The 15,841-nt window shown below is 67.0% G+C and carries 13 protein-coding genes; 8 read left to right on the top strand and 5 right to left on the bottom strand.

Features of this window, described 5'->3' with window-relative positions:
• Positions 1–3 precede the first annotated feature (3 nt).
• From AAG092_RS00650 to AAG092_RS00640, 3 genes are all read left to right on the top strand, one after another.
• The gene (locus AAG092_RS00650; protein ID WP_373388082.1) at positions 4–912 is read left to right on the top strand and encodes a pyridoxamine 5'-phosphate oxidase family protein; all 909 of its coding nucleotides are present in this window, start codon (positions 4–6) and stop codon (positions 910–912) included.
• A 2-nt stretch (positions 913–914) separates the two neighbouring features.
• Positions 915–1,772, top strand: coding sequence for an MBL fold metallo-hydrolase (locus AAG092_RS00645; protein WP_373388081.1), 858 nt, complete (start codon positions 915–917; stop codon positions 1,770–1,772).
• Between the two features lie 112 nt (positions 1,773–1,884).
• Entirely contained in the window at positions 1,885–3,150 is a 1,266-nt protein-coding gene (locus AAG092_RS00640; RefSeq protein ID WP_373388080.1) for an OprD family porin, read from the top strand.
• Between the two features lie 58 nt (positions 3,151–3,208).
• On the opposite strand, the gene AAG092_RS00635 is transcribed toward AAG092_RS00640, so the two are convergent.
• Complete coding sequence (locus AAG092_RS00635; protein ID WP_373388079.1) at positions 3,209–4,417, bottom strand: ammonium transporter; 1,209 nt, start codon at positions 4,415–4,417, stop codon at positions 3,209–3,211.
• 451 nt (positions 4,418–4,868) lie between these two features.
• On the opposite strand from AAG092_RS00635, the gene AAG092_RS00630 reads away from it, so the two are divergent.
• Entirely contained in the window at positions 4,869–6,035 is a 1,167-nt protein-coding gene (locus AAG092_RS00630; protein WP_373388078.1) for an EAL domain-containing protein, read from the top strand.
• Positions 6,036–6,045: 10 nt separating this feature from the next.
• Here AAG092_RS00630 and AAG092_RS00625 read toward each other — a convergent pair whose 3' ends face one another.
• Positions 6,046–7,158 (bottom strand): GGDEF domain-containing protein, encoded by a 1,113-nt coding sequence (locus tag AAG092_RS00625; RefSeq protein ID WP_373388077.1) that lies wholly within the window; start codon positions 7,156–7,158, stop codon positions 6,046–6,048.
• Positions 7,159–7,344: 186 nt separating this feature from the next.
• Between AAG092_RS00625 and AAG092_RS00620 the strand changes: the two genes are divergently transcribed.
• The 3 genes from AAG092_RS00620 (at position 7,345) to AAG092_RS00610 (ending at position 12,775) form a co-directional block, all read left to right on the top strand.
• A complete protein-coding gene (locus tag AAG092_RS00620) occupies positions 7,345–8,676 on the top strand; it encodes a deoxyguanosinetriphosphate triphosphohydrolase (RefSeq protein ID WP_110683663.1) in 1,332 nt (443 codons plus the stop codon).
• Between the two features lie 4 nt (positions 8,677–8,680).
• Positions 8,681–9,739: an FUSC family protein gene (locus AAG092_RS00615; RefSeq protein ID WP_373388076.1), complete on the top strand. Its 1,059-nt coding sequence runs from the start codon at positions 8,681–8,683 to the stop codon at positions 9,737–9,739.
• Positions 9,740–9,817: 78 nt separating this feature from the next.
• The gene (locus AAG092_RS00610; RefSeq protein ID WP_373388075.1) at positions 9,818–12,775 is read left to right on the top strand and encodes an HD domain-containing phosphohydrolase; all 2,958 of its coding nucleotides are present in this window, start codon (positions 9,818–9,820) and stop codon (positions 12,773–12,775) included.
• Positions 12,776–12,815: 40 nt separating this feature from the next.
• On the opposite strand, the gene AAG092_RS00605 is transcribed toward AAG092_RS00610, so the two are convergent.
• Entirely contained in the window at positions 12,816–13,418 is a 603-nt protein-coding gene (locus AAG092_RS00605; RefSeq protein ID WP_373388074.1) for a glutathione S-transferase family protein, read from the bottom strand.
• Positions 13,418–14,584 carry a PLP-dependent aminotransferase family protein gene (locus AAG092_RS00600; protein ID WP_373388073.1) on the bottom strand — a complete coding sequence of 389 codons (1,167 nt, stop codon included), beginning with the start codon at positions 14,582–14,584 and terminating at the stop codon, positions 13,418–13,420. The genes AAG092_RS00605 and AAG092_RS00600 overlap by 1 nt, the downstream gene beginning before the upstream one ends.
• 82 nt (positions 14,585–14,666) lie before the next feature.
• Between AAG092_RS00600 and AAG092_RS00595 the strand changes: the two genes are divergently transcribed.
• Positions 14,667–15,119 (top strand): MarR family winged helix-turn-helix transcriptional regulator, encoded by a 453-nt coding sequence (locus tag AAG092_RS00595; RefSeq protein ID WP_110683658.1) that lies wholly within the window; start codon positions 14,667–14,669, stop codon positions 15,117–15,119.
• A gap of 3 nt (positions 15,120–15,122) precedes the next feature.
• Here the strand turns inward: AAG092_RS00595 and AAG092_RS00590 are convergent, their stop codons facing one another.
• Positions 15,123–15,764, bottom strand: a complete 642-nt coding sequence (locus AAG092_RS00590) for a hypothetical protein (protein WP_110683657.1) — start codon at positions 15,762–15,764, stop codon at positions 15,123–15,125.
• Positions 15,765–15,841 lie beyond the last annotated feature (77 nt).

Below are 15,841 nucleotides of genomic sequence, written 5' to 3'. Positions count from 1 at the left end.
TCCATGGACACCCCCTTCCATCCCGGTGAACAGCAGATCCAGGCCCGTCTCGGCGTGCGCGACAAGCTGGCGGAGATCGGTCGGCGGGTAATCCGCGACCACATGCCGGAGCAGCATCGCGATTTCTTCGCCCTGCTGCCCTGGCTGCTGGTCGGCAGCCGTGACGCCAACGGCCAGCCGCAGGCCTCCGTGCTCTGGGGCACGCCCGGTTTCGCCCGCTCACCGCAGCCGCGCTGCCTGTGCATCGACGCCCGCCCCGAGGCGGACGATCCGCTGGCCGCCAATCTGCGGGCGGGCGCCAGCCTCGGCCTGCTCGGCATCGAGCTGCCGACGCGCCGGCGCAACCGCATGAACGGCCATGTCGAAGCGCTGGACGACGCGGGTTTCGCCGTCGCCGTGCAGCAGTCCTTCGGCAACTGCCCCAAGTACATCCAGGTCCGCGCCTGGCATGCCGAGCCGCGTCAGCCGGGGCCGCTGGAACAGGGCGAGGGGCTCGACCCGCGCTGGCTGCGCCTGGTCGAGGGCAGCGACACCCTGTTCATCGCCAGCTGCCATGGCGAGGACATCGATGTCTCGCACCGTGGCGGCCCGCCCGGCTTCGTCCGCCTGGGCGCCGACGGCCGCCTGTGGCTGCCCGACTACAGCGGCAACTTCATGTTCAACACCCTCGGCAACCTGTTGCTGGAGCCGCGCTGCGCGCTGCTGTGGATCGATTTCGCCAGCGGCGATCTGCTGCATCTGGAAGCCCGCGCCGAGCTGGTGTGGCCCGAGGACTACGCCGAGCCCGCACCACCCGGCGCCGAACGCATGCTGGCGCTCAGTCCCGGTCGCTGGCGCCTGCGCCGCGCCCGCCTGCCGCTGGCCTTCGGCGCCGCCGAACCGTCGCCCTACCTGCCCGTTCAAGGAGCCTGAACATGCGTATCCTGCTTCTCTGCCTGCTGCTGGTCCTTGCCGGCACCGGCCAGGCCGCCGGCCTGCGCTTCGCCCTGGTCAAGACCGCCGAGACCGAGACCCGTGACGCCTTCACCATCGAAGGTGGCGCCTGGACCGAGAAGGCCATCGCCAACCACGTCGCCGTGCTGATCGAGCACCACGCCGCCACCCTGCTGCTGGACACCTCCCTGGGCCGCCAGGTGGACCGGCAGTTCGAAGCGGAGATGCCCTGGTACGACAAGCCGCTGCTGCGCTATGGCAAGGTTACCCCGGTGCGCGACCAGCTGGAGCGCGACGGCATCCGCATCGACCGCATCCTCCTCACCCACAGCCACTGGGACCACGCCTCGGGCCTGGCCGATTTCGCCGAGGTTCCGGTGTGGGCGCCCTACGAGGAAATCGAGTTCAGCCAGATCGCCGGCCCGCCGGCGGTACTGCCCAGCCAGTTCGCCCACGGTGTGCGCTGGGTGCCTTTCCTCTACGCCGCCCAGCCCTTCATGGGCTTCGAACGCAGCCACGACATGTTCGGCGATGGCAGCCTGGTGCTGGTGCCGCTGGACGGCCATACCCCGGGCTCGGTGGGGCTGTTCCTCACCCTCGACGACGGCCGGCGCTTCTTTTTCACCGGCGACACCAGCTGGCGCCTGGAGGGCTTCACCGGCCCGCGGGAGAAGTTCTGGATCAGCAAGCGCATGGTCGACAACGACCCACAGGGCACCCGTCTGCAGCTGGAGAGGGTCCATCGCCTGCTGCAAGAGCATCCCGACCTGACCGTGATCCCGGCCCACGACGAAGCGGTGCAACGCCGGATCGGCTACTACCCGCGCTGGATCGAGTGAGGCTCGACTCGACCAAGGTCTAGAGGCCGCCGCCGCGGCAAAGTGGTTTATTCGCCCTCGCTGCAACCGGACCGGACAACCGGGCCGCCATCACCAGCCGAGGACAATAACAATGAGCAAGTCCCCCCTTGCCCGCGGCGTGGCCCTCGCCGCGCTGGGCACCAGCCTCACCCTGCCGACCATCAGCCAGGCCGCCTTCATCGAAGACAGCAAGGCCAGTGTGGAGCTGCGCAACTTCTACATGAACCGCGACTTCCGCCAGGAAGGTGCCGCCCAGTCCAAGGCCGAGGAATGGGCCCAGGGCTTCCTGCTGCGCGTTGAATCCGGCTACACCGAAGGCACCGTCGGCTTCGGCGTCGACGCCATCGGCACCCTGGGCCTGAAACTCGACTCCGGTGGCGGCACCAGCGGCACCGGCCTGCTGCAGCGCGACCGCGAGAGTGGCGAAGCCCAGGACAGCTACGGCGACCTCGGCGTCACCGCCAAGGTCAAGGTCTCCAACAGCGTGCTCAAGGCCGGCACCCTGATGCCCAAGCTGCCGGTGGTCCAGGCCAACGACTCGCGCCTGCTGCCGCAGAGCTTCCAGGGCGGCTGGATCAACTCCCAGGAAATCGCCGGGCTGACCTTCGATGCCGGCCAGCTGAGCCGGGTCAACCAGCGTGATTCCTCGGACCACGAGACCATGGTCATGACCACTGGCACCGGCCGCGGCTTCACCGGCACCAGCGGGGTCGACAGCGACGAGTTCAACTTCGCCGGCGCCAGCTACAAGTGGAACGACCAGCTGACCACCGCCTACCACTACGGCGCCCTGGACAACTTCTACCGGCAGCACATCCTCAGCGCCGTGCACGTCCTGCCGCTGGGCGACCAGCAGAGCCTGAAGAGCGATATCCGTTTCGCCCGCTCCACCGACGATGGCGACACCAACGTCGACAACAAGGCCTTCGGCGCCATGTTCACCTATGCCCTCGGCGGCCATGCCTTCGGCCTGGGCTACCAGCAGATGAACGGCGACACCGGCTACGCCTACATCGGCGGCACCGACCCCTTCCTGGTCAACTACGTGCAGATCGGCGACTTCGCCTTCAAGGACGAGAAGTCCTGGCAGGCCCGCTACGACTACAACTTCGCCGCCATCGGCATCCCCGGCCTGACCTTCATGACCCGCTACCTGTCCGGCGACAACGTCGATCGCGGTGCTGGTCTGTCCGAGGGCAAGGAGTGGGAGCGCAACACCGACATCGCCTACGTGTTCCAGGACGGTCCGCTGAAGAACTTCGGCGTGAAGTGGCGCAACGCCACGGTACGCTCCAACTTCGGCAACGACCTGGACGAGAACCGCCTGATCCTCAGCTACACCCTGGCGCTCTGGTAAACCGGAGCACCACGAAAAAGCCCGCCATACGGCGGGCTTTTCTTTATCCGGCGCGGACTCAGTCCTGACCGTTGGCACCGATCTTGTGGATCGACAGGTCGGCACCGTAGTACTCCTGCTCCTGGTTCAGGCGGATGCCGGTCGCGGCCTTGAGCAGGCCATAGACCAGGAAGCCGCCCACCAGCGCCACCAGCACGCCCAGGGCGGTGCCGATCAGCTGGCTGGCCAGGCTGACGCCGCCCAGGCCGCCCAGGTAGCTCTGGCCGAAGATGCCGCAGGCGATGCCGCCCCACACGCCGCACAGGCCGTGCAGCGGCCAGACGCCGAGCACGTCGTCGATCTTCCACTTCACCTGGGTAGCGGTGAAGGCCCAGACGAAAAGGGCGCCGGCGATGGCGCCAGTGACCAGCGCGCCAACCGGGTGCATCAGGTCGGAACCGGCGCACACCGCCACCAGGCCGGCCAGCGGACCGTTGTGCAGGAAGCCCGGGTCGTTGCGGCCGACCAGCAGCGCGGCGACCGTGCCGCCAACCATGGCCATCAGCGAGTTGACCGCCACCAGGCCGCTGATGCTGCCCAGGGTCTGCGCGCTCATCACGTTGAAGCCGAACCAGCCGATGATCAGGATCCACGAGCCGAGCGCAAGGAACGGGATGTTCGACGGCGCGAAGGCCACCAGGCGGCCATCGCGGTAGCGGCCGTCGCGGCGACCGAGCAGGATCACCGCGCCGAAGGCCAGCCAGCCGCCCACCGCGTGCACCACCACCGAGCCGGCGAAATCGTGGAAGGCGGCGCCGAAGCGCTCGGTCAGCCAGGCCTGCAGGCCGAAGTTGCCGTTCCAGATCAGGCCCTCGAAGAAGGGGTAGACGAAGGCGACGATCAGCAGCGTGGCGCACAGCTGCGGGCCGAACTTGGCGCGCTCGGCGATACCGCCGGAGATGATCGCCGGGATGGCGGCGGCGAAAGTCAGCAGGAAGAAGAACTTCACCAGGGCATAGCCGTTGCCGGCGGTCAGGGTCGCGGCCGGCTCGAGGAAGGTGACGCCATAGGCCACCCAGTAACCGACGAAGAAATAGGCCAGGGCCGAGACGGCGAAGTCCGAGAGGATCTTCGACAGGGCGTTGACCTGGTTCTTGTGGCGCACCGTGCCCACTTCGAGGAAGGCGAAGCCGGCGTGCATGGCCAGGACCATGATGGCGCCGAGCAGGATGAACAGGGTGTTGGAGCCGTGGATCAGGGTTTCCACGGCGCTGTTGAGGTTTTCCATCGGCAGTAGGCTCCGGCGGTATTGGCACCAATTCAGTTCATGACGGACGAGGGACGCACCATCCTGATGCCGCCATGCGCCAAGTCGAGGCTCGAAAGAAACCTCATCTGGCGCACGCCGACCCGTCAGAAAAACCCGAAAAGGAGCTAATTTCTTTATTTTTCAGTTATTTGTATCGACCCCAAGGATCATCTCCGGACCCTTGCAGCGCCCCATTACAAGGCAGTCGATCGACAAGACGCACCACTGAATAGCAAGCGCCGTACCACCCCCGATCGCGACCTCACAGCAGAGGCCGCCCCTACCTGCGGCGCCGCACCAAAGGTGCGCAAGGCGAACGAGCCCCAGGCGCCCGGCAGAGCCATCGGCACGACTGGCCGCATTCTTGCAATCAAGCTGCATCCCGACCGGGCCGTCCGGTCAAGTTTCCATCCACGCAAGGAACCGGTCCGTGATCGACGGCCAACCAGTCGCCGTTTTCCAGCCTTTCATCGACACCGCCACCGGGCGCATTGCCGGGGTCGAGGCACTCGGCCGCCTGCGCCAGGCCGACGGCAGCCTGCTTTCGGTGGGCCCGCTCTTCACCGACCCACGCGTCTCCCCGGCCAGCCTGCGGCGGCTCGACCGGCAGATCCGCGACGACGCCCTTGCCCGCCTGCACCAGGCCCCGGCGGACTGGTTCCTCAGCCTCAACATCTCGCCGCGCTGGATCACCCGCCTGCGCCCCAACCAGGCGCTGCCCAGCCTCAAGCAGCTGCACAGGCAGGGCATAGCGGCGCAGCGGGTGGTGTTCGAGATCACCGAACTGGGCGGTGGCAGCGACAAGCTGGCCGAGGTGGTGGCGCGCTACCGCGAAGCCGGCGCGCGCATCGCCATCGACGACTTCGGCGCCGGCTACTCGCAGCTGGACCGGGTACTGGCCCTGCAACCGGACATCCTCAAGCTGGACATGCGCCTGTTCCAGGAGGCGGCCCGTGGCGGCCCCAGCGGCGAGGTGGTCAAGGCGCTGGCGCAGATGGCGGAGAAGACCGGCTGCTGGATCATCGCCGAAGGCGTGGAGACCGAGGCCGAGCTGGATTTCGCCCTGGAGTGCGGGGCGCGCTACGTGCAGGGCTACCTGTTTGCCCGGGCGGAAGCGCAGTTCTTCGCCACCGACGCCTTCGTCGAGCGCTTCGCCCGCCTGCGCGAGCAGTACGTGCAACGCAAGCTGGCCGAGCGGGCCAGGCTGGTGACCCTGCGCCAGCAACTGGCCGAGGTGATGAACCTGATGCGCGGCTGGGTGGAGCGTGGCGCCACACTGGCGGAACTGTTCAGCCCGCTCGACTACCCCTGGCTGCTGCGCGTCTACCAGTGCGACCGCCACGGCACGCAGATCAGCCCCAACCTGCAGTGGGACGGCCGGCGCTGGCAAGAGGACCCGCGCTACCTGGGGCACAACTGGTCGTGGCGGCCCTACTTCTACCAGCTGCTGGCCGAGGGCTGGGAAGAAAGGCGCCTGACCCTGTCCAGCACCTACCGCGACGCCACCACCAACCAGTACTGCCTGACCGCCGGACAGTTCATCGACAACGGCCGCCGCCTGCTGCTGCTGGATATCGACGCGGCCGGCTTGCCCTGAGACAAGCGGGTCAGATCAGGATGGGCCTGTGATAAGGCGCCAGTTCCATGCGGTTGCGCCCGTTCTGCTTGGCCCGGTACAACGCCTTGTCGGCGCGCTCGATCAGCCCGGCCACGCTCTCCTGCAGGTAGTACTGGGCCACACCGATCGAGGCGGTGACGCGCATACCGGCCGGCAGGCCCTGGTACTCGGTCACCGCCAGCTCGTCCTGGATGCGCTTGATGCAGTGCTGGGCCATCTCCAGGGAAGTCTGTGGCAGGAACAGGAGAAACTCCTCGCCGCCGTAGCGGGCGAAGAAGTCGGTGCTGCGCAACAGCGGCTGCACGGTGTTGGCGAAGGTCTTGAGCACCTCGTCGCCCACCGGATGGCCATAGCTGTCGTTGATCCGCTTGAAGTAGTCGAGGTCGAGGATGCACACGCAGAAACCGGCGCCGCCACGGTCCGTGCGGTTCTTCTCGTGGGTCAGCATTTCCAGCAGATAGCGGCGGTTGTACACCCCGGTCAGCTCGTCATGGGTGGCCAGCTCGGTCACCTGCTGCAGCACCTCCTGCAGCTGGGCGTTGCTGGCCATGAGCTTCTTGCGCAGCTCGCTGATATTGCCACCGAGTACGGAGATGAACGGCAGGAAGGCGGAAAAGCTGCACCACAGCACCATCTCCACCGCCAGGTTGAAGCGCTCGCCCTCGATGTGCTCGATCAGCGGCAGGGTCAGGCCGTAAGCGACTATGGTCAGCAGGCTCAGGCCGAGCAGCTGGCGGGTGTGCAGGCGGAAGCAGCCGAACACCATGATGATCAGCAGCACCACCAGGTGGGCACCGCGGGCCTCGCCGGCGTAGGTCTGGGTAAACAGCACCATGGCGATGGCCGCCACCATCTGCGCCATGGTCAGGCTCGGATCGCGCAGACGCAGGTTGAGGCCGGTGTGGAACAGCAGGAAGAACCCCAGGTTGGTCAGCACCGCGATGACCAGCCAGGTGCCCATGACCCAGGCGGGCGAGATGCCGTTGTACAGCGACACGCCCTGGGGGACACAAGCCAGGACGTACATCGCCAGGCTCATCAGGAAGCGCTGGACGCGCAACTGCTGATGCGGGTCCTTGGATGAGGCAGCCAATGAAGTCACGCGTTTGCTCTCTTGTAGTTATGGAATAGGCACGTGATGGCCAGACCATATCATCGCGGCACGGGCGAGCTGCTACCGTCCGTCGTCAGCCCGACGGCAGCCCCGGCCGAACAGCACGGCACTTGCAGGCGTCGTGGCGAACACCGAAGCTAGGCAAAGACCCCTCTGCAGAAGACGAGTACCGCCTTGGATTGGCAAACCCTGCTCACCCGCGAACGCCTCGGCAAGCCGGTCTACAGCTCCGACGAGCTGGGCCGCAGCCCGTTCCACAAGGACCACGACCGCATCATCTTCTCCGGCGCCTTTCGCCGCCTCGGACGCAAGACCCAGGTCCATCCGGTGTCCAGTAACGATCACATCCACACCCGCCTGACCCACTCCCTGGAGGTCGGCTGCGTGGGGCGTTCACTGGGCATGCGCGTGGGCGAAATGTTGCGCGACGAGCTGCCTGCCTGGTGCGCTCCCAGCGATCTGGGGGTGATCGTGCAGTCGGCCTGCCTGGCCCACGACATCGGCAACCCGCCCTTCGGCCACTCCGGCGAGGATGCCATCCGCCACTGGTTCCGCCAGGCCGCCGGACGCGGCTGGCTGGACGACATGAGCGAGGCCGAGCGCGGCGACTTTCTCAGCTTCGAGGGCAACGCCCAGGGCTTTCGCGTGCTCACCCAGCTGGAATACCACCAGTTCGACGGCGGCATGCGCCTGACCTACGCCACGCTCGGCAGCTACCTCAAGTACCCCTGGACCGCGCGCCACGCCGAAGCGCTCGGCTACAAGAAGCACAAGTTCGGCTGCTACCAGAACGAGCTGCCGCGGCTGGAACAGATCGCCGCCAAGCTCGGCCTGCCCAAGCTCGACGAGCAGCGCTGGGCGCGCCACCCGCTGGTGTACCTGATGGAGGCTGCGGACGACATCTGCTACGCCCTGATCGACCTGGAGGACGGCGTGGAGATGGAGCTGCTCGACTACGCCGAGGTCGAGGCCCTGCTGTTCGACCTGGTCGGCGATGACCTGCCGCAGACCTACCGCCAGCTCGGCCCCGGCGACTCGCGGCGGCGCAAATTGGCGATCCTGCGCGGCAAGGCCATCGAGCATCTGACCAACGCCGCCGCGCGCGCCTTCGTCGCGCAGCAGCCGGCGCTGCTGCTCGGTGCTCTGGAGGGCGATCTGGTGGAGCACATGCACGGCCCGGCCAAGCGCTGCGTACTTCGCGCCAAGGCCATGGCGCGGGAGAAGATCTTCCAGGACAAGCGCAAGACCCTGCACGAGATCGGCGCCTACACCACTCTGGAAATCCTGCTCAACGCCTTCTGCGGCGCGGCGCTGGAGCAGCACGGCGGCAACGGTCTGTCCTTCAAGAACCGGCGTATCCTCGACCTGCTGGCACATTACGCACCGCAACCGGGTTGGCCGCTGTACCAATCTTTCCTGCGCATGGTCGATTTCATCGCCGGAATGACCGACAGCTACGCTACCGAAATGGCCCGGGAGATGACCGGGCGCTCCAGCCCGGTATGACACCATGAAAGACTCGTTCAGGCAGCTGTTCGGCTGGCATGCGGGGCCTCTGGACTGGGGGCCGGCATTCATCGCCGGTCTCGGCTGTGCCCTGCCCCTGCTGCTCGGCCTGCTCAGCGGCCATCCGGGCTTCCTCTGGGCTTCGGTCGGTGCCTTCCTGGCCGCGCAGTCCAATCCGCTGCACCGTTTCGGCATGCTGCGCCTGCTGCTGCTCACCCTGTTCGGCGCCTGCAGCGCGGGGCTGGGCTTCTGGGCGGCCAGCGATGCAGTGCTCAGCCTTGTCCTGTTCGCCGCCTACGGCTTTCTCCTGGCCTGGCTGCAGCGCTTCGGCACCGAGGCCGGCAAGCTCGGCCTCGGCCTGATCGTCTGCCTGTGCCTCGGCCAGGGCCAGTTCGGCATCAGCGGGCTGCACAACCCCGATGCAGTGGCCGCACTGTTCATTCTCGGCGGCCTCTGGGTCGCCCTGCTCGCTTTCGGCCTGCGCGGCCTGCACGGCCTGCGCATGTGGCCCTACATGCCACGCCTGCTGGCGGTGCTGCGGGTGCTGCGGCGCTATGCCAAGCGTCTGCCCGAACAGCGCTGGCGCCTGCATGCGCTGGCTTGCACCCTGGGCTGCGCGGCGGCCGGGCTGATCGTCCAGCTGGCCGACCTGCAGCGTGGCTACTGGCTGACCCTGGCGCTGATCGCCACCCTGCAGCTGGAGAATCGCGGCAGCCTGGCCCGCGCCCTGCAGGCGAGCATGGTCAGCCTGGGCGTCGCCCTCGCCCTCATCTACCTCGGCCACAGCCTGCAGAGCCCACCGGCGATGGTCGCCACCATACTGCCGCTGATTGTCCTCAGCCGCGCCCTGCAGGCCCAGCACTACGGCCTGTTCGTGGTGCAGGTGGGGATCAGCTTCGTGCTGCTGGCCGAGAGCCTGGCACCCGACTGGCACCAGGCCCAGGGGCGCTTGCTGAACAGCCTGATCGGCGTGTTCCTGGCACTGCTGGTGGCACTGCTGAGCCATGCCCTGCAACAGCGGCTGGAGCGCCGCGCAGAGGTCCTGCCAGCGACGAAAAATTAAGCCCGGGCGCGCGGCAGACCCGCCACGCGTTCACTATGCTTCTGTCCTGTCCCCCAGCGCAGTCAAGGAAGTGAGACGATGCACGTGAAACTCCGTGGTCAAGAACGCCGTTTCCCGCTCCACGTGCATATCAGCGTACTGTTTTCCCTTCTTCTGCTCGGTAGTGGTGTACTGCTCGGATTGTTCAACTACTACCAGACCACCAAGGTCATCCTGTCCAGCAGCAGCCAGCTATTCAACCAGTTCCGCGAGGAAGTGGAAGCCGACCTGCGTCACACCTACCAGCCGATCCGCCGCCTGCTCACCCTGCTCGCTCTCAACGAGAACAACCAGAGTGCCGAGGGCCACCAGCGCATGCACCTGCTGCCGATGTTCGCCCAGGCACTGCGCGACAACCCCAAGCTGGCGGCGCTTTACCTGGGCTACGAGGACGGCGACTTCTTCATGGTGCGCTCGCTGCGCGACGAGCGCCTGAAGAAGATCTTCGATGCGCCGGCCAACGCCGCCTTCCAGGTCTGGACCATCGACCGCACCGGCGCGGCACGGCCGATTTCCGAGTCGCAGTACTTCGATGCCGAGCTGAACTGGATCAGCCGCCGGCAGAACCTCAAGGAAACCTACGACCCACGCACTCGCCCCTGGTACCAGAGCGCCATCGACAATGGCCGGCAGATCACCACCGAGCCCTACGTGTTCTTCTCCAGCGGTGATGTCGGCACCACCCTGGCCCGCATCACCCAGGAGCGTACGGTGATAGGCGCGGACGTGACCCTGGCCGACCTCTCCGCCAGCCTGGCACGGCACAAGATCACCCCCTCCACCGAAGTGGTGCTGTATCGCCCGGATGGTGCTGCCGTGGCCTACCCGGACATCCAGCAGCTGGTGGTGAAGAACGGCACCACCCACCTGGTCCAGGTCGACAAGCTCAGCCCAGCCCTCGGCGAACTGTTCCAGCGTGGCCTGGACAAGGACCGCCAGGGCGCCATGCGCCTGGCCGGCAAGCGCTGGCAGGTGTCCTACAGCCAGTTCGAGGAGGGTGGACCCAATGGCCTGCGCCTGGCCCTGCTGGCCCCCGAGGAGGAGTTGCTGGCCGATGCCTACCGCATCCGCTGGCAGGGCGCGATGCTGACCATCGGCATCCTCCTGCTCTGCCTGCCGCTGGGCTGGCTGATGTCGCGCATCCTGGTCAAGCCGCTGCGCGCCCTGGTCAACGAAGCCGAAGCGATCCGCAGCTTCAACTTCAGCTACCCGGCCAGCGGCCACTCGCCGGTGCTGGAGATCGACCAGCTGGCGGTGGCCATGGGCAAGATGAAAGACACCCTGTCCAGCTTCCTCGACATCACCGCCAGCCTGTCCGCCGAGACCCGCTTCGATGCCCTGCTCAAGCGAGTCCTCAAGGAGACGGTGGGCCTCAGCGAGGCCGGCGCCGGCCTGCTGTTCCTGCGCGACGGCGACAGCGGTCGCCTGGAGCCGCACGGCCTGTTCATCAACGACGAGCAGCACAGCCTTGAGGAGCATCGTATTCCTACCTACCTGCCGGGCGATTCGGACATTCCCGAATGGATCCGTCAGCCCGCCGAGGGCGGCGCCACCGCCGTGGCCTCGCTCGGCTTCGACCAGGCCAACGGCCTGCAGAGCCTGCTGCACACCCTCGACAGCCCGCGCGTGCATCTGGTCGGCACCGGCCTGCACAACCGCCAGGGCGATACCCTCGGCGTGCTTCTGCTGCTGCACCGCGACAGCGGCGAGGAAAGCGAACCGGCCATGCTGCGCCCGCAGCGCATCGCCTACGTCGAGGCGGTGTCCGGGGTGGCCGCGCTATGCATCGAGAGCCAGCGTCTGCTGGAGCAACAGAAGAAGCTGCTGGACGCCTTCATCCAGCTGATCGCCGGCGCCATCGACGCCAAGAGCCCCTACACCGGCGGCCACTGCCAGCGGGTGCCGGAGCTGACCCTGATGCTGGCTCAGGCCGCCGCCGCCAGTGACGCCGCCCCTTTCCGCGACTACCAGCCCAGCGACGAGGAATGGGAGGCCCTGCACATCGCGGCCTGGCTGCACGACTGCGGCAAGGTCACCACCCCGGAGTACGTGGTGGACAAGGCGACCAAGCTGGAAACCATCTACGACCGCATCCACGAAGTACGCATGCGCTTCGAGGTGCTCAAGCGCGACGCCTGGATCGCCTACTGGGAAGGCCAGGCCAAGGGCGGCGACGAAGCCTCGCTGGCCGCGCTGCGTGACGAGGCCCTGGCCGCACTGGACGACGAGTTTGCCTTCGTCGCCCGCTGCAACCTGGGCGGTGAGGCCATGGCCGATGCCGACCTGGAGCGCCTGCGCGGCATCGCCGCACGCACCTGGACACGCACCCTGGACGACCGCCTGGGCGTGTCCTGGGAGGAAAACCAGCGCCAGGCACGCAGCCCTGCGCCCGAACTGCCGGTGCAGGAGCCGCTGCTGGCGGACAAGCCGGAGCATCTGTTCGAGCGCCCGGAAAGCGAGCTGATCCCGGCCGACAACCCCTGGGGCTTCCGGCTCGAGGTGCCGCAGTACAAACACAACCGCGGCGAGCTGTACAACCTCGGCATCGCCCGCGGCACCCTCACCGCCGAGGAGCGCTACATCATCAACAACCACATCGTGCAGACCATCCGCATGCTCGACCACCTGCCCTTCCCCAAACACCTGGCGAACGTCTCGGAGATCGCCGGCGGGCACCACGAGAAGATGGACGGCAGCGGCTACCCGAAGCGCCTGAAGCGCGAGGAGATGAGCCTGCCGGCGCGGATGATGGCGATCGCCGACATCTTCGAGGCGCTGACCGCGGTGGACCGCCCGTACAAGAAGGGCAAGACCCTCAGCGAGGCACTGGGCATCATGGCCGGCATGTGCCGCGGCGCCCATGTCGACCCCGAGCTGTTCGGGCTGTTCCTCGCCGCCGGCATCCACCAGAGCTATGCCGAGCGCTACCTGAAGCCTGAGCAGATCGACGCGGTGGATGTGCCGGCCATCCTGGCCAAGGCCGGCCTGGCCGGATAGGCGGTAATAAAAAACCGGCCAAGGCCGGTTTTTTATTGCGTCAGTCGAACATGCCCACGTGGCGCGGATGGCTGGCCACCCGCGCCAGCCAGGCCTGAATCGCCGGGTAGGTGGAAAGGTCGAAGCCGCCCTCGTGGGCCACATGGGTATAGGCATACAGGGCGATGTCGGCGATGGTGTACTGCTCGCCCACCAGGTAGGGCGTGCGCTGCAGCTGCTGCTCCATCACCTTGAGCGCCTTGCGCCCGCGCACCTGGCACACCTCGTACTCCTCGCGCCGCGCCTCAGGCAGGCCCAGGTACAGCTGGATGAAGCGCGCCACCGCCACATAGGGTTCGTGGCTGTACTGTTCGAAGAACTGCCACTGCAGCATCTGCGTGCGCAGGCGCGGCTCACTGGGGATGAACGCGCTGCCATCGGCGAGGAAGTTGAGGATGGCGTTGGACTCCCACAGGCAGGTGCCGTCTTCCAGCTCCAGCACCGGAATCTTGCCGTTGGGGTTCTTGGCCAGGAAGGCCTCGGTCTGGGTCTCGCCCTTGAGGATGTCGATCGGCAGCCACTGGTACTCGCGGCCGAGCAGGTGCAGCATCAGCTTGACCTTGTAGCAGTTGCCGGAACGGTAGTCGCCATAGACCTTGAGCATCATTGACCTCCCTGGGCCTGCGCCGCACGGATGACTGCCGCCAGACGGCGCAGGCCTTCGCCGAGCTTCTCCGGCGGTACGTGGCTGAAGTTAAGCCGCAGATGGCCGGGGTTGGCGTCCGGGTCGACGAAGAACGGCTCGCCGGGCATGAAGGCGACGTTCTGCGCCATGGCCGGTTGCAGCAGGGTGCGGGTATCCAGCTTGTCCTTCAGGGTCAGCCAGAAGAACAGGCCGCCCTGCGGCACCTGCCAGCTGGCCAGGTCGCCGAAATGCTCCTCCAGCGCCGCCTGCATGGCGTCGCGGCGCACCCGGTAGAAGTCGCGCAGCTCGGCCAGGTGCGCGCGGTACTTGTCGCTGCCCAGCCACTGCAGGGCCTGCCACTGGCCGATACGGTTGGTGTGCAGGTCGGCCGCCTGCTTCAGGCGCAGCAGATGCGGGAACAGGTCCGCACTGGCGATCAGGAAGCCCACGCGCAGGCCCGGCAGCAGGGTCTTGGATACGGTGCCGGTATAGATCCAGCTGGTGCGCTGGAGGCGGCTGACGATGGGCGTGGCGCTGCCGGCATCGAACACCAGCTCGCGGTACGGCTCGTCCTCGATCAGGGTCACGTTGAACTCGTCGAGCAGCGCCGCCACGGCGTCGCGCTTGGCCTCGCTGTAGCGCACGGCAGACGGGTTCTGGAAGGTCGGGATGAGGTAGGCGAAAGCTGGCTTGTGCTGCTGCAGGCGCTCACGCAGGGCTTCCAGCTCGGGCCCGTCGGCCTCCTGCGGCACGGTGATGCAGTCGGCACCGAACAGCTGGAAGGACTGCAGCGCGGCCAGGTAGGTCGGCGCCTCAACGAGAATTTCCGTACCCGGATCGATGAACAGCTTGCTGGCCAGGTCCAGGGTCTGCTGCGAGCCGCAGGTGATCAGCACCTGGCTGGCCTCACAGGGTACGCCCAGCTTGCGCGCCTCGGCGGCCACCGCCTCGCGCAGCGCCGGCTCGCCCTCGCTCATGCCGTACTGACCGAGCGAGGCCGGCATCTCGCTCCAGTCCACCTGCGGCAACATCGGCTCGGCCGGCAGGCCGCCGGCGAAGGACATCACCTCCGGACGCTGCGCCGCAGCGAGGATTTCGCGGATCAGGGAGCTTTTCAGGCGGGCAACGCGTTCGGAGAAGGCCATGGAGATCACCGGTAGCACAGGCAGGGAAAATTGGGTCAAACTGTTTGACCGAAACTACGACGACCGGAATGGATACGTCAATATGCTTGACCTGAAAAAAGCCACCGCCCAGCAGACCGCCATGGCGACCTTCTTCTTCGGCTACCAGGCCTTCACCGCCAAGCCCGACGAAATGCTGGCCAGGCGCGGCCTGTCGCGCGTGCACCACCGCATCCTGTTCTTCATCGCCCGCCAGCCGGGGCTCAGCGTCAGCCAGCTGCTCGCCTACCTCGGCGTGAGCAAGCAGGCGCTGAACATCCCCCTGCGCCAACTGCAGGAGATGCGCCTGGTAGAAAGCGTGGCGGCGACCGAGGACAAGCGCAAACGCCAGCTCGGCCTCACCGCCGAGGGCGCGCGCCTGGAGCAGGCCCTGCGCCGCGAGCAGACCCTGCTGCTGCAGCGGGTGCTGGAAGAAGTCGGCGAGCCGGCGCTGCAGGCCTGGCTTGAGGTCAACCAGGCGCTGAGCAAGGCCCGCCAGGGCGGCGCAGAAGCCTGAGGTTCAGGCGTTGCCTTGCCCCTCCAGTTCGCGGGCGCCGCGGAAGAACACCAGGGCCGAGGCGACTGTGCCCGCCAGCAGCGGAATGAAGGCCAGCACTATCAGGATCACGCTGGCGGCCATGATGCCGCCGACCACCTCCAGCCAGGCCATGACCCGCAGCACGGGGTAAGGGTCCCTCACCTTCAGCAACACGATGCCCAGCCAGAGCGTTGCCAGCCCCATCAGCGCGAGCAGGCCAAAGTAGCTCAGGGTCGGCCAGTCGAGACGGGCGAAGATGGCATCGCCCCACACCCAGTGCAGTCCCTCGCTCAGCAGGCTGCTGAGGATAATCAGATAGACCGGGGCGGCAAGCTTCCCGGCGGCAAAGCGCTGCTCGAGAAACGCCTTGAAACGCAGCAGCAGGTAACAGCCCAGCAGGGTCGACAGGGTGCCCAGCCACTCCCCGACCCTGGCGGCGGCAGTGGCCTGCTCGGAGGCCGAGAGAAAAGCCGCGACCAGTGCGGCGCCCGTGGCCAACGCGGTCGCCAGACTGAGCCAGCCGAGCACCCGCAGCTGCCCCGCGCTCCAGCCCGGCAGCTGTGGCGGCACCCGGGCCTCCACCAGCTCCACCTGTGGCGCCGCGTAGGGATTGTGCTGATCCATGGCGATTTCCTTGTGTAATGGGAACAGTCTCGCTCACCCCAACGCCTCTCTGAAACTGTACCGACGATTGTCGGAGC

Origin of the sequence: Pseudomonas alcaligenes (assembly GCF_041729615.1) — a bacterium.
Classification (GTDB): domain Bacteria; phylum Pseudomonadota; class Gammaproteobacteria; order Pseudomonadales; family Pseudomonadaceae; genus Aquipseudomonas; species Aquipseudomonas alcaligenes_B.
This window is presented reverse-complemented; position numbering and strand designations above follow the sequence as displayed.

What these genes read in the sequence shown, in the direction of transcription:
- AAG092_RS00650 (WP_373388082.1), top strand. Translation starts at nt 4, where the DNA reads ATGGACACCCCCTTCCATCCCGGTGAACAGCAGATCCAGGCCCGTCTC.
- AAG092_RS00645 (WP_373388081.1), top strand. Translation starts at nt 915, where the DNA reads ATGCGTATCCTGCTTCTCTGCCTGCTGCTGGTCCTTGCCGGCACCGGC.
- AAG092_RS00640 (WP_373388080.1), top strand. Translation starts at nt 1,885, where the DNA reads ATGAGCAAGTCCCCCCTTGCCCGCGGCGTGGCCCTCGCCGCGCTGGGC.
- AAG092_RS00635 (WP_373388079.1), bottom strand. Translation starts at nt 4,417, where the DNA reads ATGGAAAACCTCAACAGCGCCGTGGAAACCCTGATCCACGGCTCCAAC.
- AAG092_RS00615 (WP_373388076.1), top strand. Translation starts at nt 8,681, where the DNA reads ATGAAAGACTCGTTCAGGCAGCTGTTCGGCTGGCATGCGGGGCCTCTG.
- AAG092_RS00610 (WP_373388075.1), top strand. Translation starts at nt 9,818, where the DNA reads ATGCACGTGAAACTCCGTGGTCAAGAACGCCGTTTCCCGCTCCACGTG.
- AAG092_RS00605 (WP_373388074.1), bottom strand. Translation starts at nt 13,418, where the DNA reads ATGCTCAAGGTCTATGGCGACTACCGTTCCGGCAACTGCTACAAGGTC.
- AAG092_RS00600 (WP_373388073.1), bottom strand. Translation starts at nt 14,584, where the DNA reads ATGGCCTTCTCCGAACGCGTTGCCCGCCTGAAAAGCTCCCTGATCCGC.
- AAG092_RS00595 (WP_110683658.1), top strand. Translation starts at nt 14,667, where the DNA reads ATGCTTGACCTGAAAAAAGCCACCGCCCAGCAGACCGCCATGGCGACC.
- AAG092_RS00590 (WP_110683657.1), bottom strand. Translation starts at nt 15,764, where the DNA reads ATGGATCAGCACAATCCCTACGCGGCGCCACAGGTGGAGCTGGTGGAG.